The sequence below is a fragment of the Streptosporangium sp. NPDC049376 genome, from assembly GCF_044466505.1.
Lineage (GTDB): Bacteria > Actinomycetota > Actinomycetes > Streptosporangiales > Streptosporangiaceae > Streptosporangium.
In genome coordinates, this window is the sequence record NZ_JBITMT010000002.1 from 655,257 (window position 1) to 678,391 (window position 23,135).

Genomic DNA, 23,135 nt, shown 5'->3' on the forward strand with positions numbered 1-23,135 from the left:
ATGCAGGCGCATCTAATGCAAGCGAACTTAATTCTCGTGCATTAGTTGACTGGGGATGGTATGCTCCGCGACATGAACGAGGACTCCGTCGTGCACCTGTGGCGAGATGTGCTGGCCAGGCACGCCGCGGCCTCGTGCGCGCTGGAACGTGAGCTCTCCGAACGCCACCGGCTCGGGATGAGCGAGTTCGAGGTCCTGGAGCGCATGGTCGAGGGCGGCCGTGACAAATACCGCGTCCAGGAGGTGGCCGACGCCGTCCACCTGAGCCAGAGCGCGTGTTCGCGGCTGATCGCGCGGCTGGAGAAGGCGGGCCTGGTCTGCAGGAACATGTGCGAGGCCGACCGGCGCGGGGTGTTCGTCCGCATCACCGACGAGGGCCGCGCGCGCCACAAGGAGGCCCTGCCGACCCACCGGGCCGTGTTGATGAGCGCCCTGACCACGGAGTCACGCCCCGCGGAGGCCTGATCTCCCACGTCCGGAGAAGCGCGGTCCGTGGTCACGGGCCGCGCTCTCGTGGTGTTCAGGAACGGGAGGAGGTGATCACCCGTTCCGCGCGACCGCCGTACCAGGCGGACCACACGCCGAGCAGCAGCAGCGTGCCGACCAGCAGCAGCGTGGACAGACCCGCCATGACGTCCACCGGTAGCAGGTAGACCAGCGGGATCCGCACGGCCGACTCGACCAGCAGGGCGAACGCCCAGGTCAGCGTCATCACGAAGTAGATCCGCCGGAAGGCCGCCAGATCGGTGTAGAGCCTGTCCCAGCGGGCGGCGGTCGCCTCGTCCTCCGCGCCGAGGCGCTTGGCGATCCCGAAGGCCGCCGGACGCCCGGCCAGGCAGGTGCCGATCAGGACGAGTCCGAGGACCGTCGTGGTCACCGACTTGACGACCAGCATGAACCGCTCGTCCCCGGTGAGGAAGGAGAGGCCGAGACCGAGCGCGAACACCAGGCCCGTGCACGCGGCGAAGCCGTCCAGCCTGCGTTCCCTGACACCCACGTAGACCACGCGCAACGCGCCCACACAGGTGGCGGCCAGCAGCGCGGCGTACTCGCTCAGGCCCAGCAGGCGCAGCGCGTAGTAGGCGGCGATCGCGGGAAGCACGTCCCACAGCAGAACCGGCAGCATCTTCCTCATCGGAACGTCCTCTCCAGCCAGTCGCCGATGCGGGCCATCGCCAGGCGCTGGGCGCCCGACTGGCAGTGCGCGTCGGCCCCCTCGGACCCGTGGAACTCGATGAGCGTCTTGTCGCAGCTCAGGTGGGCGTACAGCGTCTCGGGCTGCCCCCTGAACGCGAAGTCGTCGGGGGCGGAGCAGACGAGCGTCGGGCAGGTGATCCGCTCGGCGACGCCGTCGCCCAGATGGTAGTCGTCGAGCATCGCCCTGGCGTAGCCGCTCGGCGAGGTGCCCGTCACCCAGGTGCCGTGGCCGATGGCCCAGCGCGTGACCGCGTCCCGCTCCATCAGCCCGCGCATGAACGTGTCGGCCTCCGGGTCGTCGAGGGCCCGCCTGGCCGCCTCCCTGTCGCCGCCGAACCTCTCGGCGATGACAACGCCCATGTCGTAGACGCCGTCGAAGGCGACGAGCGCCCTGACCCTGGGCTCGAACGCCGCCGCGCGCGGCGCCAGCAGGCCCCCCATGCTCGCCCCGAGCAGCGCGACCCGCTCCCCGTCCACGTACGGCCTGGCCTCAAGCCAGTCGAGCACCGGGCCGACCACGTTCTCCCAGTCGGGCCGGAAGACCAGGCCCTTCCTGATGGCGCCCGGCTGCCCGGGGCCGTCGAAGGTCAGCACGTTGAAGCCGCGTTCCCGCAGCGCCGCCGCCCCGAAGAAGTGCATCTCCTCCACGCTGCCGTCGAAGCCGTTGTGCATGACGACCGTGGCGCCCCCGCTGCCACGATAGAAGTAGCCGGGCAGCGTGGTCCCCTCGTAGGGGATCTCGACCGGCTCGATGTCATGGACCGCGGCGAACTCCCTGAAGGCCGCCACCTGCCGTGCGTAGGCGACCGCGAGGCGCGGGTCCGACGGGTCGCCGTGCAGGAAGAACTCGGCCGCGCGGTAGTAGTTGGACGCGCGCAGGAAGCCGTCGGCGGCGCTGATCCGGTGCCCGGCGGCCAGTGAGCGCTCCGCCTCCGCGGCCACCCGGTCCGCCGTGGCCAGCCACTCGTCGTGCCAGCTGTCGTAGTCGCTCTCGGTGATGCGCTGGGAGGTCGTGACGACCTCGCCGAAGTCGGCGCCGCCGTAGGCGATGTGGCCGAACATGCGCAGTGTTTCGTACCAGAACGTGGTGTCTTCCGTGAAGACGAGAGGACGCACCCCGAACTCCTTAATGCGAGTAATTTCGCTTCAAAGTAGCGCGCGCTCGACGCTAAAGCAAGGCAGTTCGCATTAGGCTGTTCTCATGCAACCTGTACAGCGACCGGGAGGGCGCACCGCGAAGGTCAGGACGGCCGTGCACGAGGCGGTGCTCGACCTGCTGCGCGAGGACCGCTGGGACGACCTGAGCATCGCCGTGGTGGCCGAACGGTCCGGCGTGCACCAGGCCACGATCTACCGGCGCTGGGGCACGCTCAACGCGCTGGTGGACGACGTGGTGGTCGAACGCCTGTCCCAGGGGTCCCCGGTGCCCGACACGGGCACGCTCCGCGGCGATCTGGAGGCCTACGCGCTCCAGGTGGCCGAGGACGTCGCGGGGCCGCTGGGCAACCTCTACCTGCGCGCGGCCATGATCGGCTCACGCGGCCCCGAGGGCGCGACCTACCTGGTCGACCGGGCGGTGCAGCTTGAGGGCATGCTCGACAGGGCCGCCGAGCGCGGGGAGCGCCCTCCCACGCTGCTCGAACTGATGGAGGTCGTCATCGCGCCCCTGTACTACCACGCGATGTTCTTCAACCGCCCGGTCGGCCCCGACCACGCCCGTTCCCTGGTCGACAGGCTCCTCAGGCTGGGCGGCTGAGACCTGCGCTCAGGCTGTGATCCGGTCGATCACCAGGGGCAGCGCCTCGGCGGCTCCCCCTTCGGCGATGACGTAGGCGCCGTCGAGCGCGGCCAGCGCCCGCTCGAAACGGGAGGCGTCGTCGGCGTGCAGCGTCATCAGCGGCTGCCCCCGCCGTACGGTCTCACCCAGGCCCGCGTGCAGCACGACGCCCGCGCCGAAGGAGACCGGGTCCTCCTTGCGCTCCCTGCCCGCGCCGAGCCGCCAGGCGGCCAGGCCGACACCGTAGGCGTCGAGGCCGGTCAGCACGCCGGATTCGGGCGCGGTCACCTCAAGGGTCTCCGCGGCCCTGGGCAGCGGGGCGTCGGGGTCGCCGCCCTGGGCGGCGATCATGCGGCGCCAGACGTCCATCGCGGAGCCGTCCCGCAGCGCCCGCTCCGGGTCGCCGTCGATCCCCGCCGCCTGGAGCATCTCGTGGGCCAGCCGCAGCGTCAGCTCCACCACGTCCGCCGGGCCACCGCCCGCGAGCACCTCCACGGACTCGGCCACCTCAAGCGCGTTGCCCACGGTCCTGCCCAGCGGCCGGTCCATCGCGGTGAGCAGCGCCACGGTGCGCACCCCGGCGTCCGTGCCCAGCTCGACCATGGTCGTGGCCAGCTCGCGGGCCCGCTCCACGGTCTTCATGAAGGCGCCCGAGCCGACCTTCACGTCCAGCACCAGCGCCCCGGTGCCCTCCGCGATCTTCTTCGACATGATCGAGGAGGCGATCAGCGGGATCGACTCCACGGTGCCGGTCACGTCGCGCAGCGCGTACAGCTTCCTGTCCGCCGGGGCGAGCCCCTCCCCCGCCGCGCAGACGACCGCGCCGGTCTCGCCGAGCACCCCGAGCATCTCCCGGCCCGACAGCGAGGCGCGCCAGCCTGGGATCGACTCCAGCTTGTCCAGCGTGCCCCCGGTGTGCCCCAGCCCCCGCCCGGAGAGCTGCGGGACGTAGCCGCCGCACGCGGCGACCAGCGGCGCCAGCGGCAGCGTGATCTTGTCTCCGACGCCGCCGGTCGAGTGCTTGTCCGTCGTACGGCCCGGCAGCCCCGACCAGTCCATCCTGGAGCCGGAGCGGATCATGGCCTGGGTCCAGTCGGCGATCTCCCGCCGGTTCATGCCGTTGAGCAGGATGGCCATCGCCAGCGCGGACATCTGCTCGTCGGCGACCACGCCCCGGGTGTAGGCGTCGAGCACCCAGTCGATCTGCCCGGTCGACAGCTCACGGCCGTCCCGCTTGGTGACGATGACGTCGACGGCGTCCATTCCTCAGTCTCCCCGGTCCAGGTCGTCCGGCCCGAACGCGTACGGCAGGATCTCGGCCAGCGTTCTGGGACCGTCCACGGTCTCCACGAGCAGGCCGGGGCCGCCGAACTCCAGCAGCAGCTGCCTGCACCTGCCGCACGGCATGAGCAGCTCCCCACGGCCGTCCACGCAGGTGAAGGCGACCAGCCTGCCACCCCCGCTCGCCTGGAGGGCGCTGACCAGGCCGCACTCGGCGCACAGGCCCAGGCCGTAGGAGGCGTTCTCCACGTTGCAACCGGAGACGACCCTCCCGTCGTCGACCAGGGCCGCGGCGCCGACGGGGAACTTCGAGTAGGGCGCGTAGGCGTGGGCCATCACCCGTACGGCCTCCCGCCTGAGGGACGGCCAGTCCACGTTCTCCCCGCTCACTTCGCCTGCCCCCTGCGGTACGGCACGCCGTCGGCAGCAGGCGGGCGCAACCGCTGGGCGGCCAGCGAGAGCACCAGCAGCGTGGTGACGTGCGGTGCGACCGAGGTGAACTCCGAGGGGATGGTGCTGGTCAGCGCGAACACCACGAAGACCGCGACCGCCGCGATCCCGCTGATCACCGCGGCCCGGGTGCGCCGCTGGGCGACGAGCTGGTAGACGGCCGCGGCGGCGACGAGGATCGCCACCACGAGCAGCAGCGCGTGCACCGACTCCCCACCCCGGCGGAGCTGGAGCGCGTCGGTGTAGCCGAACAGCGTCGCGCCCGCGGCCAGACCGCCGGGACGCCAGTTACCGAAGATCATCGCGGCCAGGCCGATGAAGCCCCGGCCTCCGGTCTGCCCCTCCCGGTAGGCGGTCGCGGCCACCAGCGAGAGGAAGGCCCCGCCGAGACCGGCCAGGGCGCCGGAGACGAGCACCGCGGCGTACTTGTGGAAGTAGACGTTGACGCCCAGCGACTCCGCCGCGACCGGGCGCTCACCGCAGGAACGCAGCCGCAGGCCGAAGGCCGTACGCCACAGCACGTAGTAGCTCAGCGGGACCAGCGCGATCGCCAGGACCGTGAACAACGAGACGTTCGTCAGCAGGCCCCGCACGATGCCCGCCAGGTCGGAGACCAGGAACCAGTGGCCGGACTCAAGGGCGGCCAGGCCGTCCCCGATCCCGGGCACGCTCACGATGCCGGGCTTGGGCACGGGGGGCGACTGGGAGTCGCCGCCACCCGGCATCTCCGCGAAAGTGATCTTGGAGAGGAACTCGGTGACGCCCACGCCCAGGATGTTGATCGCGACACCGGAGATGATGTGGTCGACCCCGAACGTCACGGTCGCGACCGCGTGCAGCAGGCCGCCCAGGGCACCGCCGATCGCCCCGGCGAGCACACCCGCCCACGGGTTGCCGAAGTGGAGCGCCCCCCAGGCACCGCACCAGGTGCCCATGACCATCATGCCCTCAAGGCCGATGTTGACCACGCCCGCCCGCTCCGACCACAGGCCGCCGAGACCGGCCAGGCCGATCGGGACCGCCAGCGCGACGGCGGCGTTGATCGCCCCCGCCGAGGTGAGGTCGGCGGCGCCGGTGACCGCCCTGGTGGCCGAGAGCAGCACGACCAGAGCACCGAAGGCGGACAGCAGGACCGGCCAGGTGACCCTGAACCGGCGCGGCCTGGGCGGCTCCACGACGGGAGCCTTGGCCAGGGTGAGACCGCCTTCGCTCATGCCGACGCTCCTTCGGCCTGGACCTTGGGTCCGCCGGACAGCTCCTTGCTGACCCTGCGCTGTCCCGCCGAGATCCGGTAGCGGTGGACCAGCTCGTAGGCGACGATCACCGACAGGACGATCGTGCCCTTCATGATCTCGACGATCTCCGGGGAGATGTCGTGGATCTGCAGGATGTTCGACGAGGTGTCGAGGAAGGCCCACAGCGCCGCGCCGAAGGCGATGCCCACGGGGTTGTTGCGGCCGAGCAGCGCGATGGCGATGCCGGTGAACCCGAGCCCCGGCGGGAAGTTCAGGCTGTAGCTGTAGGACTCGCCGAGCAGGTTCGGCATACCCGCCAGGCCCGCGACCGCGCCGGAAATGATCATCGTGGTGAAGATCATCCGCTTGACGTTGACGCCGCTGGCCACGGCCGCGGGTTCCGAGCGCCCGGTGGCGCGCAGGTCGAAGCCGAACCGGGTCCGGTTGAGCACCACGTAGTAGAGCAGGCCCATGACGGCCGCCAGGATGATCAGGCCGTCCACCTTCAGCGGGCTCCCCGGGATGAGCGGGATGCCGGGGACCTGGGCGGAGGGGCCGAGCGGCTGGGTGCCGATGTTGTTGCTGCCCGCGACCTCGACCGCGAGCCGGTCCTTGTTGAGCAGCCAGGAGCCCAGGGCGGTCGCGATGGCGTTCAGCATGATCGTGGAGATGACCTCGCTGACGCCGCGCCTGACCTTGAGCACCGCGGCGATCGACGCCCAGCCCGCGCCGACCAGCACGGCCACCAGCAGGATCGCGGCGACGTGCAGCGGGGCGGGCAGGGTGATCGCGCCGCCGACGGCCGCCGCGATGAGCGCCGCCAGCCGGTACTGTCCGTCGACGCCGATGTTGAACAGGTTCATCCTGAACCCGATCGCCACGGCCAGCGCGGACAGGTAGTAGCCGGAGGCGAGGTTCAACGCCAGCGTCAGCGGCCTGGGCTGCAGGCCGTAGTCGACCATCGTGCCCATCGTCTCGATCGGCGGGGCTCCGGTGACCAGCAGGATGACCGAGGTGATCAGGCCCGCGAACACGATGGCCAGGACCGGCGCGGCCAGGGAGAGCAGACCACCCAGTTTGACCCGGCCCATCAGCCTGTCGGCGAAGGTGGACCCCGCCTCCCGGCCGCCGGCCGTACCGTCGCTCATGCCGCCTCCCCCGCGCCCGTCATGGCCGATCCCAGCAGCTCGGGCGTGACCGTCGCCGGATCGACGTCGGCGACCAGCCGCCCGCGCAGGATCACCTTCAGCGTGTCGGACAGGCCGATCAGCTCGTCCAGGTCCGCCGAGATCAGCAGTACGGCCAGCCCGGCCGCGCGGGCGGCCCGCAGGTGGTCCCAGATCGCGGCCTGCGCCCCGACGTCCACCCCCCGGGTCGGGTGGGAGGCGATCAGGAAGACCGGCTCCCCGCTCATCTCCCTGCCGACGATCAGCTTCTGCTGGTTGCCTCCGGAGAGGGACGCGGCCTCCACGTCGATCCCCGGCGTACGGACGTCGTACTGCTCGACGATGCGCCGGGTGTCCGCGCGGGCGCCCGCGCGGTCGATCCAGGGTCCCCTGGCGTTCGGCCGCCGTGTCTGGTGGCCGAGGATCCTGTTCTCCCAGAGCGGCGCCTCAAGCAGCAGGCCGTGCCGGTGCCGGTCCTCGGGGATGTAGCCGATGCCCGCCTCACGGCGGCGCAGCGTCGTCCAGGCGGAGATGTCCTGGCCACCGAGGAGGATCTCCCCCTCCGCCTGGCGCATCCCCATGACGGCCTCGACCAGCTCCGCCTGGCCGTTGCCCTCGACGCCCGCGATGCCGAGCACCTCGCCCTTGTGGATGTCGAAGCCGATCCCCTCGATGAGGACCCTGCCGTCGGGCGCGCGGACCGTCAGGTCCCGCACCGAGAGCGCGACCTCGTCGGTGACGGTCGACTCGCGCGTCTCCGGGCTGGGCAGCTCGCTGCCGACCATCAGCTCGGCCAGCTGCCTGGCGGTGACGTCCCCGGGGTTCACCTCGGCGACGGTCGTGCCGCGCCTGATGACGGTGACGGCGTCGGCGACCGAGAGCACCTCGTCCAGCTTGTGGGAGATGAAGATGATCGTCAGGCCCTCACGGACCAGGTCGCGCAGGTTCTCGAAGAGCTCGTCCACCTCCTGCGGCACGAGCACCGCGGTCGGCTCGTCGAGGATGAGGATGCGGGCTCCCCGGTAGAGGACCTTGAGGATCTCCACGCGCTGCCGCGCGCCGACGCCCAGGTCCTCGATCATGGCGTCCGGATCGACGCCCAGGCCGTAGGAGTCGGAGATCTGCCTGATCCTGCGGCGCGCGGCGCCGAAGTCGATGGCGATCCCGCCGACACGGGGCTCGCTGCCGAGGATCACGTTCTCCAGAACGGTCAGGTTGTCGGCGAGCATGAAGTGCTGGTGGACCATGCCGATGCCCACGGCGATGGCGTCGGAGGGAGATTTGAAGGTCACGCCCGTGCCGTTGACCCGGATCTCACCCTCGTCCGGACGCTGCATGCCGTACAGGATCTTCATGAGGGTGGACTTGCCCGCGCCGTTCTCGCCGACGACGGCGTGCACGTGGCCTTGCTGGACGGACAGGGAGATGTCGCGGTTGGCCACGACGCCGGGGAACCGTTTGGTGATCCCCTCAAGCTCGACGGCCGGTGTCGAGGTGCTGATGACGGCCCCCTCCGTACGGATGGCCACGGTGGTGAAAGCGCAACGCTGGACGTTACCCAAAGGGCCCGGGGAGGAATCCGCCGGGCCCTTCGAGGTCGTGGATCAGGAGGTCTTGTCGGGGACGACGATCTCGCCGGAGACGATCTTCTGCTTGAGCTCGTCGAGCTGGGCCTTGATGTCGTCGACCTGGCCGCCGGTGGTCGAGTAGTCGACACCGCCCGCCTTGAGGTCGTAGACCGTGGTGCCCGGCTTCAGCGAGTTGGAGGTGAAGCCCTTGAGGAAGTCGAAGACGGCGACGTCGACCTTCTTGATCATGGAGGTCATGATCACGCCCTGCACCTCGGGCGCGGCGGTCTTCGCCTGGTCGGAGTCGACGCCGATGGCCAGCCCCTTGGCGGACTTGGCCGCCTCGAACACGCCGCCACCGGAACCGCCCGCGGCGTGGTAGACCACGTCGGCGCCCGCGTCGAACATGCCCTGCGCGGCGGTCTTGCCCTTGGCCGGGTCGTTGAAGCCGGTGAAGTCCGGCGGCTGGGTGAGGTACTTGACGTCGATCTGGACGTCAGGCTTGATCTTCTTCGCCCCGGCGTAGAAACCAGCCTGGAACTTCTGGATCAGCGGCACCTGGACACCGCCGACGAAACCGATGTGCTCCTTCTTCGACTTCAGCGCCGCGGCGGCACCGACGAGATAGGAGCCCTCCTGCTCGGCGAAGAGCAGGTTGGAGATGTTGGGGCCGGTGGCCGCGGCGTCGTCGACGATCGCGAACTGCACGTTGGGGAACTCGGCGGCGACCTTCTTCAGCGAGGCCGAGTAGGCGAAACCGATGGCGATGACGGGGTTGTAACCGCCCTGGGCGAGCAGCCTGAGTCGCTCCTCCTTGGCCGCCTCGGTCTCGCCGCTGCCCGCTTCGAGCTCCTTGGTGTCGGCCAGGCTCAGCTCGGTCTTGGCCTTGTCGAGGCCCGCGGCCGCGGCGTCGTTGAAGGACTGGTCACCGCGACCGCCGATGTCGTACGCCAGGCCGACCTTCGGTCCCTTCTCCTGCGGAGCGCCACCCGCGCTGGCGTCGGGCTTGGCCGACGTCGCCGGCTCCTCGCTTCCCCCGCACGCGGCAGCCCCCATGAGCATGCCTCCCGCGACCACCGCCGCGGTCAGCCTGCCGAACCGGTTCCGAAGCAAGATGGACCCCCTTCGCGTTCAGTGCACGCGCGAGGAGACGCACGGCAACCCTGCACGGAAGATAGTTGGTTGACCAGGGTTGACCAAACCAGCACACCAGTCCGCAACAGGTCTGTTATGCAGCTCACGCCACCTCGTGACCCACAGGGACGGCCGATCCTACCGAACGGTAGCTTCGGGTGTCGTCACGGTAGCGTCACGGTAGGGCACCGTCTTCCATGCGGAGGCCCACGGGTGATCCGTCCGGGTTTCACCTACTCCGGTCACCGGCGGCCACCCAGACGCCGGTGACCGGCGTCCGGGACGGCGCTTCAGGCGACGTCACTTCAGGAGAAGGCACTCATACGGCGGCGCTTCGGGCGACGACGCCTCAGGCGATGGCCCCCGCCACGTGCTCGCTCGCGCTGGGCCGCTGCCCCTCCCACAGGGCGGTCAGCGCCGTGGCCGCGAGGAAACGCACCCCGGCCGCGATGCAGGACTCGTCGACGTCGAAGGTGCCCTGGTGGATGTCACCCGGATGCGGCGTCCCCGGCGTACGGGTGCCCAGCCTGGCGAAGGCCCCGGGGATCGACTCCAGGTACCAGCCGAAGTCCTCGCCCCCCAGGCTCTGCTGCGTCGGCTCGGCCGAACCCTCGCCCAGCACGCCCCCCGCCGCCTCGGCCAGCATCTGCACGCTGACCTCGTCGTTGACGACCGGCGGCACACCTCTGACGTAGTCCATCCGGGCCTCGACACCGTAGGCGCCCGCGACGGACTCCAGCAGGGCCTTGATCATGTCGGGGGCCGCGTGCCACGCCTGCTCGTCCAGGCAGCGCACGGTGCCCTCGGCCAGCCCCTCGTCGGGAATGGCGTTGGCCACGGAACCCGCCTCGACCCGGCCCCAGACCAGGCTCAGCGAGGAACGCGGGTCGATCCTGCGCGACAGCGCCGCGGGCAGCTCGGTCAGGATCTTGGCCAGGGCGAAGACCAGGTCGGCGGTCAGATGCGGCCTGGCCGTGTGCCCGCCGGGACCGCTGACCCTGATGAAGACCTTGTCGCAGGCGGAGGTGATCGGCCCCGTCTTCAGACCGACCTTGCCGACGTCGACCCGGGGGTCGCAGTGCAGGCCGAAGATGCGGTCCACACCGCTGATGCCGCCCGCCGCCATGACCTCAAGCGCGCCGCCGGGAAGCTCCTCCGCGGGCTGGAAGATCAGCCGGACCCTGCCGGGCAGCAGACCCGCCTCGGCCTGCCTGGCCAGGAAGAGGGAGGTGCCGAGCAGAACCGTGGTGTGCACGTCGTGCCCACAGGCGTGGCACACCCCGGGAACCGTCGAACTGTAGGGAACGTCCTTCTCATCCGGCACGGGAAGCGCGTCGATGTCGGCCCGCAACGCGACGGTCGGCCCGTCGCCGCTGCCGACCTCGCAGATCAGGCCGGTACCGCGCGGCAGCACCGAGGGCGTGAGACCGGCCGCGATCAGCCGGTCGGCGACGCGCTGGGTCGTCCGGTACTCGGCGAACGCCAGTTCGGGATGCATGTGCAGGTCACGCCGGAAACCGATCAGCTCCTGCCCGGTCTCGGCGAGGAACACGTCCAGTTCCCCCCGCAGATTATGCCCCCGCATTGGTCACCGTCCTATCCGCGCCTGCCAGCTCTGGGTCCCGACGCACCGTGCCACTGCCCTCAATCACGTGAATCATGGGGCAGTCGACAAAACGATCACCGCACCGACAAGCCTGAGGGGGTGCCCAGAGCCGTTCCGGCGCGGACCGATGGACCGCCAGCACGAAAGCGGCAGGCCGGTCAGAGTCCACCGGCGTGTTGACGATGACTTCGACTTTATCTCCCCTCGGACACACCTCGCCGTCATCTCGGCCAAATGTTTTGCCGCCCCATGCTCTCCATTCACATCTCCTGACCCACTTGGACCAGGGATGATGGCCCGGATTGACTAGACGTTTGGCGCCGCCTGCGGCGGCGCGGGCTGTGTCTCTTTGCGCCGCCTTCGGCGTCGCGGGCTTGGGCGCCCTGAGTCGGCGCTTTCCCTCGTCGCTCATCCGCTTCGCTCCTTCGCTCCTCAGTCCAAGCACCGACGCGCCCAAGCCGACACTCCTCACACCCGGCATCGAGAAAGCCAAGATCAAACCCTGTGCGTGAGGGGGCGGGGGCGAACCTTGTCGGCGTTCACGGGGCGAGGGTCGCATCGGCGAGGGGCCCTCCCGGGGTGTCCCCGGGTGTTCTCGATCAGAGGCTTCCAGCCGTCGCGGGTGGCGATGTTTGGGGTGAGGAGTGGGGAGGGGGACCGTTCTGGGGGTAGTGGCAGGTTTGTGGGGGTTTGAAACGTCGAAGGGCTGCCAATTTCCGTGTCCTCAGGTACCAGTCATAGAACCCGACGGAGTGATGCAAAGGGGAGGAATGCATGTTTAACTCCGCCTATGATCACTTGCATCCCGTTCGGGGAGAAGCATTCCGGATTGAGCATCTTTGAACCGGACGAAGGGACCATAGTGATCGTCCCTTCACTGTCGCTTCCCCAGGACGAACTCCGCAGGATCACGGGCGCCTACTGCTACGAGGAACGCATGTTGTTCTTCCTGCTCACACTCCGGCGCCCGGGTGTCGAGGTCGTCTACCTCTCCTCGGCGCCGGTGGACGCCGCCACGGTTGACTACTACCTGAGCTTCCTTGACGACCCCGCTGAGGCTCGTTCGCGGTTACATATGATCAATTTGGGTGATACGGGAGCGACCCAACTCACCGAGTCCCTGTTGCGCCGCCCCGACCTGCTGGCGAGGATCCGCACGGCCCTCGACCGTACGGCCGACGCCTGGATGGTGCCGTTCATCGTCAGCGAGCACGAGGAGCGGCTCTCGGCGCTGTTGAACCTGCCCATCTACGGGCCCGCGAGCAGACTGGCCTCCTTCGGGTCGAAGAGCGGGAGCCGTACGCTCGCCGAGGCGGCCGGGGTGCCGGTGGCACGGGGATTCTCCGACCTGCGCTCGCTGAGCGAGGTCGAGCACGCGGCCCGCGCGCTGAATCCCGCGGCCCGGCTGATGGTCAAGCTCAACAACAGCTACTCGGGGCTGGGCAACGCCGTCGTGACCAGGGGGGACGGGCCGCTCAGCGCGAGCCCGACGAGCTTCTCCGCCCCCGACGAGACATGGGTGACCTTCGCCGAGAAGATCGCCGAGCGGGGCGCGGTGCTTGAGGAGTTCATCGAGGAGCGCCCGCTGCGCTCCCCGAGCGCCCTGGCCATGATCACTCCGGGCGGTTCCTGCCACGTGGTCGCCACGCACGAGCAGATCCTGGGCGGCCAGAACGGCGACGTCTACAAGGGCTGCGTCTTCCCCGCCGCGGCCGACTACCGCGCCGAGGTCCAGGAGTGCGCGGACCGGATCGCCAGGGCGCTCGCCGGACGCGGTGTGGTCGGGCTGTTCGGTGTCGACTTCTTCGCCATCAAGACCGACGCCGGGTACCGCGCGCTGCTGTGTGAGATCAACCTGCGTCTCGGCGGCACCACCCACCCGTTCGGGGCCGCGCTGCTGACCACCGGCGCCTCCTCCGGCGGGCAGACAGGGCTGGTGAGCGGCGACCGCCCCAAGTACTACGTGGCCACGGACAACTGTGCCTCGGACGGCCTGCTCGGCCGTACGCCCGCCGATGTCGTCAAATTCGTCAACGACAGCGGGCTCGGCTTCGACCGCGACAGCCGTACCGGGAACGTGTTGCACCTGCTCGGCGCGATCCACAGGTACGGCAAGCTCGGCTTCACCAGCATCGGGGACTCCCCGCAGGAGGCCGCCGACCTGCATGACAGGACCCTACGGGCGCTTTGCGAGCCCGCGTAGCCCGATCACCCCGAGGGCGATTCCCAGGAGGATGTTGACCCCGATCAGGACGCCGTGCACGACGTAGAAGGCCGTTGGGTGGCCGTCGGCGAGGTTGAAACCGAGGTTTATCCACTCGAAGATCATGAAAACCGCGACGGCTACCAAGAAACCGGCGATCTTTCGCGACATTTGCATGCGTTCAGTACTCCGTCGCACCATTGCGCCCCTGATCAGGGCGTCGTGTACATGATGCGAATCAGTACGAAGCTACCCTGTGATCACTATGGGGATGAGACACGTCGCGCCCGTCGGGGTGCTGCTGGCGGCGAACGCCCTGCTCGGGCTTCCCGCACACGCCGACAACGAGCCGGTCGGCGGCACCACGCACTCCGCCGGCAGGGCGCCCGTCGGCGGCGCCGCGCTCGGCACCCGGGGCATCGTCGCCCCCTCCGGGGTGAAGGCGCCGCCGAAGACCGCCGCGAAGTCCTACGTGGTCGCCGACGCGGAGACCGGGGAGGTGCTCGCCGCCAAGGACCCGCACGGACGCTACCTCCCGGCGAGCACGCTCAAGACGCTGACGGCGCTCACCCTGATCCCCAAGCTCGACAAGAACATGAAGGTCAAGCCGAGCAGCCGCGCGGTGAACGAGGAGGGCAGCGCCGTCGGCCTGGTCTCCAAACCCCTGTACACCGTGGACGACCTCTTCAAGGCGTTGCTGCTGGTCTCGGGCAACGACTGCGCGATGGCGCTCGCCGAGACCAACGGCGGCCTCGCCAAGACCCTCAGGGAGATGAACGCCGAGGCCAGGCGCCTGCAGGCCTACGACACCGTGGCCAAGACGCCGAGCGGCCTCGACAAACCCGGGCAGAGCAGTTCGGCGTACGACCTGGCGCTGATCGCCCGCGCCGGGCTGGCCAACCGCGACTTCCAGCGCTACACCAGCACGAAGACCGGGAGGTTCCCCGCCCCCAAGGGCTACTACGAGATCGGCAACCACAACAAGCTGCTGTGGCGCTACAAGGGCATGATCGGCGTCAAGAACGGCTGGACGTCCAAGGCCCTGGGCAGCTTCGTCGGCGCGGCCAGGCGTGACGGCCACACGATCATCGTGACGATCATGCGGCACGACGGCTACTTCTGGAACGAGGTGGCCGACCTGCTCGACTGGGGGTTCGCCGCCAGGAGCAGGGTCACGCCGGTCGGCACGCTCGTCGACCCGCTCCCCGAGGCCGCCCCGACGCCGACCGGCCAGGCCGTACCGAGGACGCCCCAGGTGGCGCGCTCGACCGCCCCGAGGGCCGACGCCGCACCGGCCGGGAACGGCGGCCTCTCCCCCGCCGTCTACGGGCTCGGCGCGGGTCTGCTCGGCGGCGGCGTCCTGCTGGTGTACGGCCTGCGCAGACGTTCCCGGAGCGGGTCCTCCTGAGCCTCGCCGGGGTGGAGTTTCCCTCACCTTTTTCCGGGATACCTCGCCCATGTCACACAAGCACGGCCAGTCCATACCTTTGATGCCATGAACGAGGTGCTCACCCCCTGGGACCGGGTTCGGGCCTGGGCCCGCGCCCACTGGTCGGCACTCACCTGGCTGCGCACCATCCACGTGGTGACAGGACTGCCGATCGCCCTGCTGTCCTCCGGCGTGGTCATCGGCCTGGTCGCGGCCTCGATCGTGCTGGTGTGGACCGTGGTGGTCCCGATCGCGGCGTTGCTGCTGCTCGTCTGGGCCGTACCGCTGCTCACCCACCTGCAACGGGCCCGTTTCCAGGCGTTCCTCGGCGTGGACATCCCCAGGACGCACCGCCGCTTCGGCACCCGCAACCCGTTGAAGCTGCTGGTGCGCGCGGCCAGGGACGGCGGCACGTGGCGGCAGCTCGGCTACCACCTGCTGGCGCCGCTGATCGGCCTGGTCGGCTTCCTCGGGGTCGTCTGCGGCTGGGCCGCCTGCCTGGTCGCGCTCCCCACGACCGTCCAGATCTGGCGGGCGGGCGGTGAGTGGTACATGATGCCGCCCGTCGTGATCGCGCTGGCGCTCTTCGTCACCGTGCCGTGGGTGGCGCGCGGGATCACGGCCCTCGACCTGATCGCCGCCGAGGCGCTGCTCGGCCCGAGCAGGAGCGACCTGCTGGCCCAGCGGGTGGAGAGCCTGCGGGAGAGCCGTGCCGAGGTGGTCGACGCGGCGGACGCCGAACGCCGCCGTCTGGAGAGGGACCTGCACGACGGCGCGCAGCAGCGGCTGGTGTCGCTGGCGATGAACCTGGGCATAGCCCGCACCACCCTCACCGACCTGCCCGCCCCCGCCCACGAGGTGATCGTCCAGGCGCACGAGGAGGCCAAGCAGGCGCTCAAGGAGCTGCGCGACCTGGTGCGCGGCCTGCATCCCGCGGTGCTCAACGACCAGGGGCTCGACGCGGCGCTCTCCGGGGTCGCCGCCCGCGCCCCGGTCCCGGTCAAGCTGCAGGTCGAGGTGGAGGAACGGGTCTCCCCGACCATCGAGGCGGTGGCCTTCTTCGTGGTCTCCGAGGCGCTCACCAACATCGCCAAGCACGCGCGGGCCTCCAGGGCGGAGGTCAGGGTGCTGCGCCGCGACCGGCTGTTGCACGTGAGCGTCCACGACGACGGCCGGGGCGGTGCCCGCCAGGACGGTGGCACCGGTCTGCGCGGCCTGGCCCAGCGGGTCGGCTCCGTGGACGGGAGACTGAGCATCCACAGCCCGGACGGCGGGCCCACGACCATCACGGTGGAGTTGCCATGCGAGTGATCCTGGCCGAGGATTCGGTGCTGCTCAGGGAGGGACTCGTCCGCCTGCTCGCCGGTGTCGGCATCGAGGTCGTCGCGGCGGTCGCCGACGCCGCCGCGCTGCTGCGCGCGGTGGACGAGCACACCCCCGACCTCGTCGTCACCGACGTGCGCATGCCGCCCTCGCACACCGACGAGGGACTGCGCGCGGCGCTGGTGCTGCGCAGGCAGCATCCCGGGCTGCCGATCCTCGTGCTGTCGCAGTACGTCGAGGAGCGTTACGCCACCCAGTTGCTGTCCACCGCGACCAGCGGCGTCGGCTACCTGCTGAAGGACCGGGTCGCCGACGTCGCCGAGTTCGTGGACGCGCTGCGCCGGGTCGCCGAGGGCGGCACCGCGCTCGACCCCGAGGTGGTCGCCCAGCTCCTGCTGCGCGGGCGCAGCGACCCGCTGGACCGGCTGACCCGCAGGGAGTACGAGGTGCTCGCTCTGATCGCCGAGGGGCGTTCGAACGCCGGGATCGCCGAGGCCCTCGTCGTCTCCGAGAGCGCCGTCGGCAAGCACATCAACAACATCTTCACCAAGCTCGACCTCTCCGGTGCGGACAAGGACCACCGACGGGTGCTCGCCGTACTGCGATTTCTGAAGATCTGAGGAAGGACAGGCATGCGAACCGGTGTCAGGGCCGCCTGGATCGTCGTCGGCGGGGCGCTCAGCGTCGCCCTCGTACTCGGGCTCGCCGTCACGACCTGGGGCCAGATCGAGCTGCCCCGCGCCTACGACTTCGTCTACCCCGGATCCTTCGGCTCCTCCCTCATCGAAAGCCGGGGGACCTCGGACGGCGAGAGCACGAAGGTCTACTCGCTGGCCGCCCCCTGGGTCATCGTGGACGCCACCGGCCCGGTCGGCGTCAGCGTCACCCCCGGTACGGCGGGCAGGCTCACGGTGCGGCAGAAGCTCACCTCGACCCAGGTCTCCCGCACGATGCGGGAGGTGTGGGAGAAGGGCAAGACGCTGCGGGTCGACCTCGACTGCCCCGGCTACGGCCCGCCGTGGGCGCCCTCCCCGCCCTGCCGGGCCGACTACACCCTCGCCGTCCCTCCGGGCGTCAAGGTCGTGGTCGTGACCCGTTCGGGGACCATACCGTGCCCGCTCACCTCGGAGCGGACGGTCTGCCGGTCCCCGGACGCGGAGGCGGAGGCGGGCTGAGCCCTCAGGCCGGCTCCCCGCCCAGCGCGCCCGCGTCGGGGATGGGGGTCGGGTCCGGCGGCGGGCCGAGCCTCGCGGTCTCCGTCCAGGCGGCCGCGTAGAGGATCACCCTGGCGGAGAGGTTGATCCAGATCAGCAGGCCGACCATCACCGCGAACACCCCGTAGATGGGGTTGTTGAGGGTCCGCGACAGGATCAGCGCGGCCAGCTGCTTCAGGATGCCGAAGCCGACCGCGCCCAGCAGCGCGCCCCGCACGATCACCCCGAACGGCTGCCGCGACCGGCCCATCCAGCGCAGGACGATCACGAAGAGAACGGTGTCGGCGAGCAGGCCGACCGCCACGCCGAGCAGCCACAGTGACCAGCTCCCCGCGATCGAGGCGGACAGGCCCAGCTTCTCCGCGACGAACCCGCCCGCCTGGGTGGCGACTCCGCCGACCAGCACGGAGGCGATCATCGTGACGCCGACCAGGATGAAGGCGGCCAGGTCCCTGAGCTTGGCCAGGAGGAAGTTGAGCGGGGGTTCGGCGGTCATCGACATCTCGCGGAGCGCGCCGCGCAGCGCGTCGATCGCGCCGAGCCCCGCGTAGAGCAGACCGAACAGGCCGATGACCCCGGCGCTGCCGCGGGAGTCGGCGATCTGCTTGATCGGCAGCTGGTCGGCCAGCCCGGGGAGGTACTGGTCGATGGCCTGCTGCAACGTCGCGATGGCGTCCGGCCGTACGGAGAGGAAGTAGCCGAAGACCGCGAAGGCCAGCGCGATGATCGGGAAGAACGACAGGAAGGCGAAGTAGGTCACCGCTCCGGCCAGCCGGTCACCCGACTGGAGCTGGTAGCGCTGCACGGTTCTGATCAGATGGTCGAACCAGGGACGCCTGATCCGCTCCGAGGCGATCGTCGCCCTACCCCGCTCACGGATCGCGACGATCCGCTCTCGCACGCTTGTCACGCGCGTCACCTACCCAAATACCGCCGGGCCGTACGTATGACTCCACGTGGGACGTACGGCCCGGGGCGGGAGGCGTCAGACGGTGGGCAGGAACCCCACCCGGTCGCGGACCTTGGCCATGGTCTCCGCGGCGACCGCGCGGGCCCGTGCGGCGCCGACGGCGAGCATCCGGTCGAGCTCGGCCTCGTCGGCGAGCAGCTTCTCGGTGCGCTCCCTGATCGGGGTGAAGGTGTCGACCACGGCCTCGGCGACGTCCTTCTTGAAGGTGCCGTAGCCCTGCCCGGCGTAGCGGGCCTCAAGCTCAGGGATCGGCGTGCCGGTCAGGGCCGACTGGATGCGCAGCAGGTTGGTGACGCCGGGCTTGTTCTCGTCGTCGGCCAGGACCTCGGAACCGGTGTCGGTGACGGCGCGCATGACCTTCTTGCGCAGCGGCCCCGGCTGTTCGAGCAGGTCGAGGATGCCGCCGGGCGAGGAGGACGACTTGGACATCTTCGCCGTCGGGTCCTGCAGGTCGGTGATCTTCTCGACGTCCTTGACGATGTGCGGCTTGGGCAACGTGAAGGTCTCGCCGAAGCGGTGGTTGAAGCGCTGGGCCAGGTCGCGGGTGAGTTCGAGGTGCTGCTTCTGGTCGGCTCCGACCGGGACCTGGTCGGCCTGGTAGAGCAGGATGTCGGCCGCCTGCAGGATGGGGTAGGTGAACAGGCCGACGCTGGCCGAGCCCTCGCCGTAGCGGGCGGACTTGTCCTTGAACTGGGTCATCCTGGCCGCCTCGCCCATGCCGGTGAGGCAGATCAGCACCCAGGCCAGCTCGGTGTGCTCACGGACGTGGCTCTGTACGAAGACCGTCGAGCGCTCGGGGTCGAGACCCGCGGCGAACAGCTGGGCGGCGGCGATCCTGCTGCGCCTGCGCAGGTCCTCGGGCTGGTAGTCCACCGTGATCGCGTGCAGGTCGACGACGCAGTAGAAGGCGTCGAACCCCTCCTGCATGGCGACGTACTGACGCACCGCGCCGAGGTAGTTGCCCAGGTGGAAGGAGTCTGCGGTGGGCTGGATTCCGGAGAGGACACGGGGACTGGCCATAGCTGGTAATTGTGTCAGCTGTCGGGAGTGTTCGGTGCGCCGGACGCGGGCGCTCGACGCTTTATCCGGATTCTTGACGCTCTGCGGCCGTCCATTCCGGTGACCGACAGCTCGAACCCGGGGATCTCGACCCGTTCTCCCGTCGAGGGCAGGTGTCCCAGGGCGGCCATGACGAACCCGGCGAGTGTCTCGTACGGCCCGTCGGGGAGCCTGATGCCGGTCTCCGCCTCGACCATGTCGAGGTTGGCCAGGCCGTCCAGCTCGACCTCCCCCGCGGGCAGCGCCACCCGCTTGTGCTGGACGTCGTGCTCGTCACGGATGTCGCCGACCAGTTCCTCGACCAGGTCCTCAAGCGTGACGATGCCCGCCGTCCCGCCGTACTCGTCGATCACGATCGCCAGGTGGTGCCCCTCCCCGCGCATCTCCGACAGCGTGGTCAGGACACGTTTGCTGGTGGGGACGAGCTTGACCGGGCGGATCGGCACCAGTTCGCTGATCGGCTCGATGGACCCGGTCAGCACCGGGTCGAGCAGGTCCCTGATGTGCACGAACCCCACGACGTCGTCGTAGGAGTCGCGGTAGACGGGGAAGCGGGAGTGCGGCATCGCCGCGGCCAGCACCGCGGCCTCGGCCAGCGGGGTGTCGACCGCCATGAACTCGACCTCGGTGCGCGGCAGCATCACCTCGCGGAGCTGGCGCTTGGCCGCGGCGAAGACCTCCGCGATCAGGTCGCGCTCGTCCTGGGTCAGCTCGTGGTGGCCGACGACCATGTCGCGCAGTTCCTCGGTCGTGATCTCCTCGCGGTCGGCCTCCGGGTCGCCGCCCAGCGTCCTGACCACGACGTCGGTCGAGGTGGACAGCGCCCAGATGACCGGGCGCGACAGCGCGGCGACCCGGTCGAGGAAGGGCGCGACCAGCAGCGAGATGCCCTCGGCCCGCTGTCTGGCGATCCGCTTGGGCACCAGTTCGCCGAGCACCAGCGAGAAGTAGGAGATCGCCAGCGTCACCAGCACCAGGGCCAGCGGGGCCGCGACCGCCGTGGGCACCCCCCAGCCGGCCACGACCGGCTGGAACTCCCTGGCGAGGGTGTCGGCGCCGAAGGCCGCCGAGAGCATGGTCGCCACGGTCACGCCGATCTGGACCGCGGACAGGAAACGGTTCGGGTCGTGGGCGAGTCTGGCGGCCCTGGCGCCCCTGCGCCCCCGGGTCTCCAGCCTGCGCACCTGGCTCTCCCTGAGGGAGACCATCGCCATCTCCGCCGCCGCGAAGAAACCCCCGACCAGGATGAAGACCAGGACCAGGGCCGCGTTCGCCAGGACGTTGTTCACGAGATTGTCTCCGTCATGGCCGCCGCCCGTTCCGACTGTGGCCGATATTTGAGGTGCAAGCATATGCTGGCACCGTCCTCACAAAAATAAACACATACCCACATCATCAAACAGGAGGTCTTGTGAAGCTGCTGGTCACCGGTGGTGCCGGATATATCGGGAGCGTCGTGGCGGCGCAGCTCGTCGAGGCGGGCCACGAGGTCGTCGTGCTCGACGACCTCTCCACCGGTCACGCCGACGCGGTCCCCTCCGGCGCGCGGTTCGTCCAGGGGTCGATCACCGACGCCTCCGGCGTGCTGACCGGCGTGGACGGTGTCCTGCACTTCGCGGCCAGGTCCCTGGTCGGCGAGTCCGTCGACAAGCCCGGCCTGTACTGGGGGCACAACCTCGGCGGCACCCTCGCCCTGCTCGACGCCATGCGGGCCGCCGGAGTCGGCCGGATCGTCTTCTCCTCCACCGCCGCGACGTACGGCGAGCCGGAGCGCTCCCCCATCCTGGAGACCGACCCGACCCGGCCGGCCAACCCCTACGGCGCCTCCAAGCTCGCGGTCGACACGGCCCTGACCGCCTTCGCCGGCCTGTACGGCCTGGCCGCGGTGAGCCTGCGCTACTTCAACGTGGGCGGCGCCTACACCGCGCCGGACGGGCGAACCTACCGCGAACGGCACACCGTGGAGACCCACCTGATCCCTAACGTCCTCGCCGTCGCGCTCGGCGGGCGCGAGACGGTCAGCCTGTTCGGCACGGACTACCCCACGCCCGACGGGACATGCGTGCGCGACTACGTCCACGTCGCCGACCTGGCCAGGGCGCACCTGCTGGCGCTGAACGCCTGCTCCCCCGGCGAGCACAGGATCTACAACCTGGGCAGCGGCACCGGCTTCTCCGTCCGCGAGGTGCTGTCGGTCTGCCGCGAGGTCACCGGCCACCCGATCCCCGCCGTCGAACTCGACCGCAGGCCAGGCGACCCGGCCGTACTCGTCGCCTCCTCCGAGAAGATCCAACGCGACCTCGGCTGGAAGCCCGAGCACCCGACCCTCAAGGAAATAGTCACCGACGCCTGGACCGCCCTACAGACCCCCTGACCACAACTCCTCCCCCGGCACCGCGCGTGAGGGTTCGGCTTGGCCCTACCGGCACCGGGTGTGAGGGGTTTGATCTTGGCCTTACCGGTGCCGTGTGTGAGGGGTGTCGGCTTGGGCGCGTCGGTGCTTGGACTGAGGAGTGAGGAAGCGAAGCGGACGAACGACGAGGGAAAGCACCGACTCAGGGCGCCCAAGCCCCGCGACGCCGCCAGGCGTCGCAAAGGATCACAACCTGATGCGCGCCATGTTGTTCGCCGGGCGGCGGTCTCCCACGTGGGAGGAGTAGACCGTCGCCCTGGCCTTGGGGGCCGTTCTTCTGGCGCGGAAGGCGAGTCTGAGGTTGATCCGGCTGCCCGAGCCGACCGCGCCCAGCGCGCAGCCGACGTAGCCCGCGTACGCGTGGCAGCGCGCCCCCTCGGCCGACAGGAAGCGCGCCTTGACGGTGCGCAGGAAGACGGAGGCGTCCCTGACGGTTCTGGGACCCCGGTTGTGGACCACGGCGTCCATCGTCACCAGGCGGCCCTGCCGGGTCTTGCGCGCCAGCCGTACGGCCAGGTCGGCGCCCTCGTCGACCTGGGTGGTGAGCCGGGCCGAGTTGTTCGTCTCGTCGGCGTCGACCACCTCGGAGGTGAGGGCGGCGGTGGCGGTCAGCGGGCCGTGCGCGCCGGTCCTGACGATGCCGCTGATGGTCACCCCGCCGTCGGTCCCGGCCAGGACGTCCTGCTGGGAGGGGCAGATCACCTCGTTGGTCGTCCTGCCCGGCACGCATTCGGCGACGTTGACGCTGAGGACGTCCACGCCGTGCGGTAGCCGTACGACGAGGAGGGGAAGCACCGCGTCCTCCGGGCCCGCGTTGTGCACCTCCACCCGGTAGGACAGTGGTTGCCCTGGTTGCGCCACTCCCGGTAGGGCGTGGATCCGTACCGAAAGGTCCGCTCCACCGGGTCTTTCTCCCCTGTTCTCCGCCTGAGCCGCCCCCGGCATTACGAAAGCCGTGAAAAGGGCAAAACCTGCAACTGCGGCGACAAAACGCCCCGCACCATACGCTGTGAACACCGATCCCCCGAACGTCAGTGGTCATTCAACGCGAGACACCCTCCCGGGGCATGCTGACACGCCGTCCGCCGACGCTCTGGAGACCTGAACCGG

Annotated in this window: 22 protein-coding genes; 8 read left to right on the forward strand and 14 right to left on the reverse strand. The window is 70.0% G+C overall.

Features of this window, described 5'->3' with window-relative positions; genetic code table 11:
- Nucleotides 1-72 precede the first annotated feature (72 nt).
- Nucleotides 73-465: a MarR family transcriptional regulator gene (locus ACIBVQ_RS08400; RefSeq protein WP_352010038.1), complete on the forward strand. Its 393-nt coding sequence runs from the start codon at nt 73-75 to the stop codon at nt 463-465.
- A 55-nt stretch (nt 466-520) separates the two neighbouring features.
- On the opposite strand, the gene ACIBVQ_RS08405 is transcribed toward ACIBVQ_RS08400, so the two are convergent.
- Together ACIBVQ_RS08405 and ACIBVQ_RS08410 are read right to left on the reverse strand one after the other, a co-directional pair.
- The gene (locus ACIBVQ_RS08405; RefSeq protein ID WP_352010039.1) at nt 521-1,135 is read right to left on the reverse strand and encodes a VC0807 family protein; all 615 of its coding nucleotides are present in this window, start codon (nt 1,133-1,135) and stop codon (nt 521-523) included.
- Nucleotides 1,132-2,313, reverse strand: a complete 1,182-nt coding sequence (locus ACIBVQ_RS08410; protein ID WP_399176440.1) for an alpha/beta fold hydrolase — start codon at nt 2,311-2,313, stop codon at nt 1,132-1,134. Before ACIBVQ_RS08410 ends, ACIBVQ_RS08405 begins: the two co-directional genes overlap by 4 nt.
- Before the next feature lie 85 nt (nt 2,314-2,398).
- On the opposite strand from ACIBVQ_RS08410, the gene ACIBVQ_RS08415 reads away from it, so the two are divergent.
- Entirely contained in the window at nt 2,399-2,953 is a 555-nt protein-coding gene (locus ACIBVQ_RS08415) for a TetR-like C-terminal domain-containing protein (RefSeq protein ID WP_352010041.1), read from the forward strand.
- 9 nt (nt 2,954-2,962) lie between these two features.
- On the opposite strand, the gene ACIBVQ_RS08420 is transcribed toward ACIBVQ_RS08415, so the two are convergent.
- From ACIBVQ_RS08420 to ACIBVQ_RS08450, 7 genes are all read right to left on the reverse strand, one after another.
- Nucleotides 2,963-4,237: a thymidine phosphorylase gene (locus ACIBVQ_RS08420; protein ID WP_352010042.1), complete on the reverse strand. Its 1,275-nt coding sequence runs from the start codon at nt 4,235-4,237 to the stop codon at nt 2,963-2,965.
- A 3-nt stretch (nt 4,238-4,240) separates the two neighbouring features.
- Nucleotides 4,241-4,645, reverse strand: coding sequence for a cytidine deaminase (locus ACIBVQ_RS08425; protein ID WP_352010043.1), 405 nt, complete (start codon nt 4,643-4,645; stop codon nt 4,241-4,243).
- Entirely contained in the window at nt 4,642-5,919 is a 1,278-nt protein-coding gene (locus ACIBVQ_RS08430) for an ABC transporter permease (RefSeq protein ID WP_386193667.1), read from the reverse strand. Before ACIBVQ_RS08430 ends, ACIBVQ_RS08425 begins: the two co-directional genes overlap by 4 nt.
- Entirely contained in the window at nt 5,916-7,088 is a 1,173-nt protein-coding gene (locus ACIBVQ_RS08435; protein ID WP_362772802.1) for an ABC transporter permease, read from the reverse strand. Before ACIBVQ_RS08435 ends, ACIBVQ_RS08430 begins: the two co-directional genes overlap by 4 nt.
- Nucleotides 7,085-8,635 (reverse strand): ABC transporter ATP-binding protein, encoded by a 1,551-nt coding sequence (locus tag ACIBVQ_RS08440; RefSeq protein WP_399176444.1) that lies wholly within the window; start codon nt 8,633-8,635, stop codon nt 7,085-7,087. The genes ACIBVQ_RS08435 and ACIBVQ_RS08440 overlap by 4 nt, the downstream gene beginning before the upstream one ends.
- 75 nt (nt 8,636-8,710) lie before the next feature.
- Nucleotides 8,711-9,787: a BMP family protein gene (locus ACIBVQ_RS08445; RefSeq protein ID WP_399176446.1), complete on the reverse strand. Its 1,077-nt coding sequence runs from the start codon at nt 9,785-9,787 to the stop codon at nt 8,711-8,713.
- A 370-nt stretch (nt 9,788-10,157) separates the two neighbouring features.
- A complete protein-coding gene (locus ACIBVQ_RS08450; protein ID WP_352010048.1) occupies nt 10,158-11,393 on the reverse strand; it encodes an amidohydrolase in 1,236 nt (411 codons plus the stop codon).
- An 883-nt stretch (nt 11,394-12,276) separates the two neighbouring features.
- On the opposite strand from ACIBVQ_RS08450, the gene ACIBVQ_RS08455 reads away from it, so the two are divergent.
- Nucleotides 12,277-13,617 carry a peptide ligase PGM1-related protein gene (locus ACIBVQ_RS08455; RefSeq protein ID WP_362772810.1) on the forward strand — a complete coding sequence of 447 codons (1,341 nt, stop codon included), beginning with the start codon at nt 12,277-12,279 and terminating at the stop codon, nt 13,615-13,617.
- Here ACIBVQ_RS08455 and ACIBVQ_RS08460 read toward each other — a convergent pair.
- The gene (locus ACIBVQ_RS08460) at nt 13,591-13,788 is read right to left on the reverse strand and encodes an SCO4848 family membrane protein (RefSeq protein ID WP_362910341.1); all 198 of its coding nucleotides are present in this window, start codon (nt 13,786-13,788) and stop codon (nt 13,591-13,593) included. The genes ACIBVQ_RS08455 and ACIBVQ_RS08460 overlap by 27 nt on opposite strands.
- A 100-nt stretch (nt 13,789-13,888) precedes the next feature.
- Here ACIBVQ_RS08460 and ACIBVQ_RS08465 point away from each other — a divergent pair, with 100 nt between their 5' ends.
- The 4 genes from ACIBVQ_RS08465 to ACIBVQ_RS08480 all read left to right on the forward strand — a co-directional run bounded on the left by ACIBVQ_RS08465 (nt 13,889) and on the right by ACIBVQ_RS08480 (nt 17,544).
- Complete coding sequence (locus ACIBVQ_RS08465) at nt 13,889-15,025, forward strand: D-alanyl-D-alanine carboxypeptidase family protein (RefSeq protein ID WP_386193677.1); 1,137 nt, start codon at nt 13,889-13,891, stop codon at nt 15,023-15,025.
- An 87-nt stretch (nt 15,026-15,112) separates the two neighbouring features.
- Nucleotides 15,113-16,357, forward strand: coding sequence for a sensor histidine kinase (locus ACIBVQ_RS08470; protein WP_352010052.1), 1,245 nt, complete (start codon nt 15,113-15,115; stop codon nt 16,355-16,357).
- A complete protein-coding gene (locus tag ACIBVQ_RS08475; RefSeq protein ID WP_352010053.1) occupies nt 16,348-16,989 on the forward strand; it encodes a response regulator transcription factor in 642 nt (213 codons plus the stop codon). The genes ACIBVQ_RS08470 and ACIBVQ_RS08475 overlap by 10 nt, the downstream gene beginning before the upstream one ends.
- 12 nt (nt 16,990-17,001) lie before the next feature.
- On the forward strand, nt 17,002-17,544 hold the full coding sequence (locus tag ACIBVQ_RS08480; RefSeq protein WP_352010054.1) for a hypothetical protein: 543 nt from the start codon (nt 17,002-17,004) through the stop codon (nt 17,542-17,544).
- A gap of 4 nt (nt 17,545-17,548) precedes the next feature.
- Here ACIBVQ_RS08480 and ACIBVQ_RS08485 read toward each other — a convergent pair whose 3' ends face one another.
- From ACIBVQ_RS08485 to ACIBVQ_RS08495, 3 genes are all read right to left on the reverse strand, one after another.
- On the reverse strand, nt 17,549-18,493 hold the full coding sequence (locus tag ACIBVQ_RS08485) for a YihY/virulence factor BrkB family protein (protein ID WP_399176451.1): 945 nt from the start codon (nt 18,491-18,493) through the stop codon (nt 17,549-17,551).
- A gap of 75 nt (nt 18,494-18,568) precedes the next feature.
- Complete coding sequence (gene trpS, locus ACIBVQ_RS08490; RefSeq protein WP_352010056.1) at nt 18,569-19,573, reverse strand: tryptophan--tRNA ligase; 1,005 nt, start codon at nt 19,571-19,573, stop codon at nt 18,569-18,571.
- A 14-nt stretch (nt 19,574-19,587) separates the two neighbouring features.
- Nucleotides 19,588-20,901: a hemolysin family protein gene (locus ACIBVQ_RS08495; RefSeq protein WP_352010057.1), complete on the reverse strand. Its 1,314-nt coding sequence runs from the start codon at nt 20,899-20,901 to the stop codon at nt 19,588-19,590.
- 122 nt (nt 20,902-21,023) lie between these two features.
- Between ACIBVQ_RS08495 and galE the strand changes: the two genes are divergently transcribed.
- Nucleotides 21,024-21,986: a UDP-glucose 4-epimerase GalE gene (galE, locus tag ACIBVQ_RS08500; RefSeq protein ID WP_362910348.1), complete on the forward strand. Its 963-nt coding sequence runs from the start codon at nt 21,024-21,026 to the stop codon at nt 21,984-21,986.
- Between the two features lie 225 nt (nt 21,987-22,211).
- Here the strand turns inward: galE and ACIBVQ_RS08505 are convergent, their stop codons facing one another.
- On the reverse strand, nt 22,212-22,970 hold the full coding sequence (locus tag ACIBVQ_RS08505) for a hypothetical protein (RefSeq protein WP_362915991.1): 759 nt from the start codon (nt 22,968-22,970) through the stop codon (nt 22,212-22,214).
- Nucleotides 22,971-23,135: the final 165 nt, after the last annotated feature.

Excerpts from the sequence above, each read along its gene's own strand:
- ACIBVQ_RS08475 (WP_352010053.1), top strand. The coding sequence starts at position 16,348 with ATGCGAGTGATCCTGGCCGAGGATTCGGTGCTGCTCAGGGAGGGACTC.
- ACIBVQ_RS08435 (WP_362772802.1), bottom strand. The coding sequence starts at position 7,088 with ATGAGCGACGGTACGGCCGGCGGCCGGGAGGCGGGGTCCACCTTCGCC.
- ACIBVQ_RS08505 (WP_362915991.1), bottom strand. The coding sequence starts at position 22,970 with ATGCCGGGGGCGGCTCAGGCGGAGAACAGGGGAGAAAGACCCGGTGGA.
- ACIBVQ_RS08470 (WP_352010052.1), top strand. The coding sequence starts at position 15,113 with ATGAACGAGGTGCTCACCCCCTGGGACCGGGTTCGGGCCTGGGCCCGC.
- ACIBVQ_RS08415 (WP_352010041.1), top strand. The coding sequence starts at position 2,399 with ATGCAACCTGTACAGCGACCGGGAGGGCGCACCGCGAAGGTCAGGACG.
- ACIBVQ_RS08430 (WP_386193667.1), bottom strand. The coding sequence starts at position 5,919 with ATGAGCGAAGGCGGTCTCACCCTGGCCAAGGCTCCCGTCGTGGAGCCG.
- ACIBVQ_RS08400 (WP_352010038.1), top strand. The coding sequence starts at position 73 with ATGAACGAGGACTCCGTCGTGCACCTGTGGCGAGATGTGCTGGCCAGG.
- ACIBVQ_RS08480 (WP_352010054.1), top strand. The coding sequence starts at position 17,002 with ATGCGAACCGGTGTCAGGGCCGCCTGGATCGTCGTCGGCGGGGCGCTC.
- ACIBVQ_RS08460 (WP_362910341.1), bottom strand. The coding sequence starts at position 13,788 with ATGTCGCGAAAGATCGCCGGTTTCTTGGTAGCCGTCGCGGTTTTCATG.
- ACIBVQ_RS08450 (WP_352010048.1), bottom strand. The coding sequence starts at position 11,393 with ATGCGGGGGCATAATCTGCGGGGGGAACTGGACGTGTTCCTCGCCGAG.
- ACIBVQ_RS08465 (WP_386193677.1), top strand. The coding sequence starts at position 13,889 with ATGAGACACGTCGCGCCCGTCGGGGTGCTGCTGGCGGCGAACGCCCTG.
- ACIBVQ_RS08420 (WP_352010042.1), bottom strand. The coding sequence starts at position 4,237 with ATGGACGCCGTCGACGTCATCGTCACCAAGCGGGACGGCCGTGAGCTG.
- trpS (WP_352010056.1), bottom strand. The coding sequence starts at position 19,573 with ATGGCCAGTCCCCGTGTCCTCTCCGGAATCCAGCCCACCGCAGACTCC.
- ACIBVQ_RS08405 (WP_352010039.1), bottom strand. The coding sequence starts at position 1,135 with ATGAGGAAGATGCTGCCGGTTCTGCTGTGGGACGTGCTTCCCGCGATC.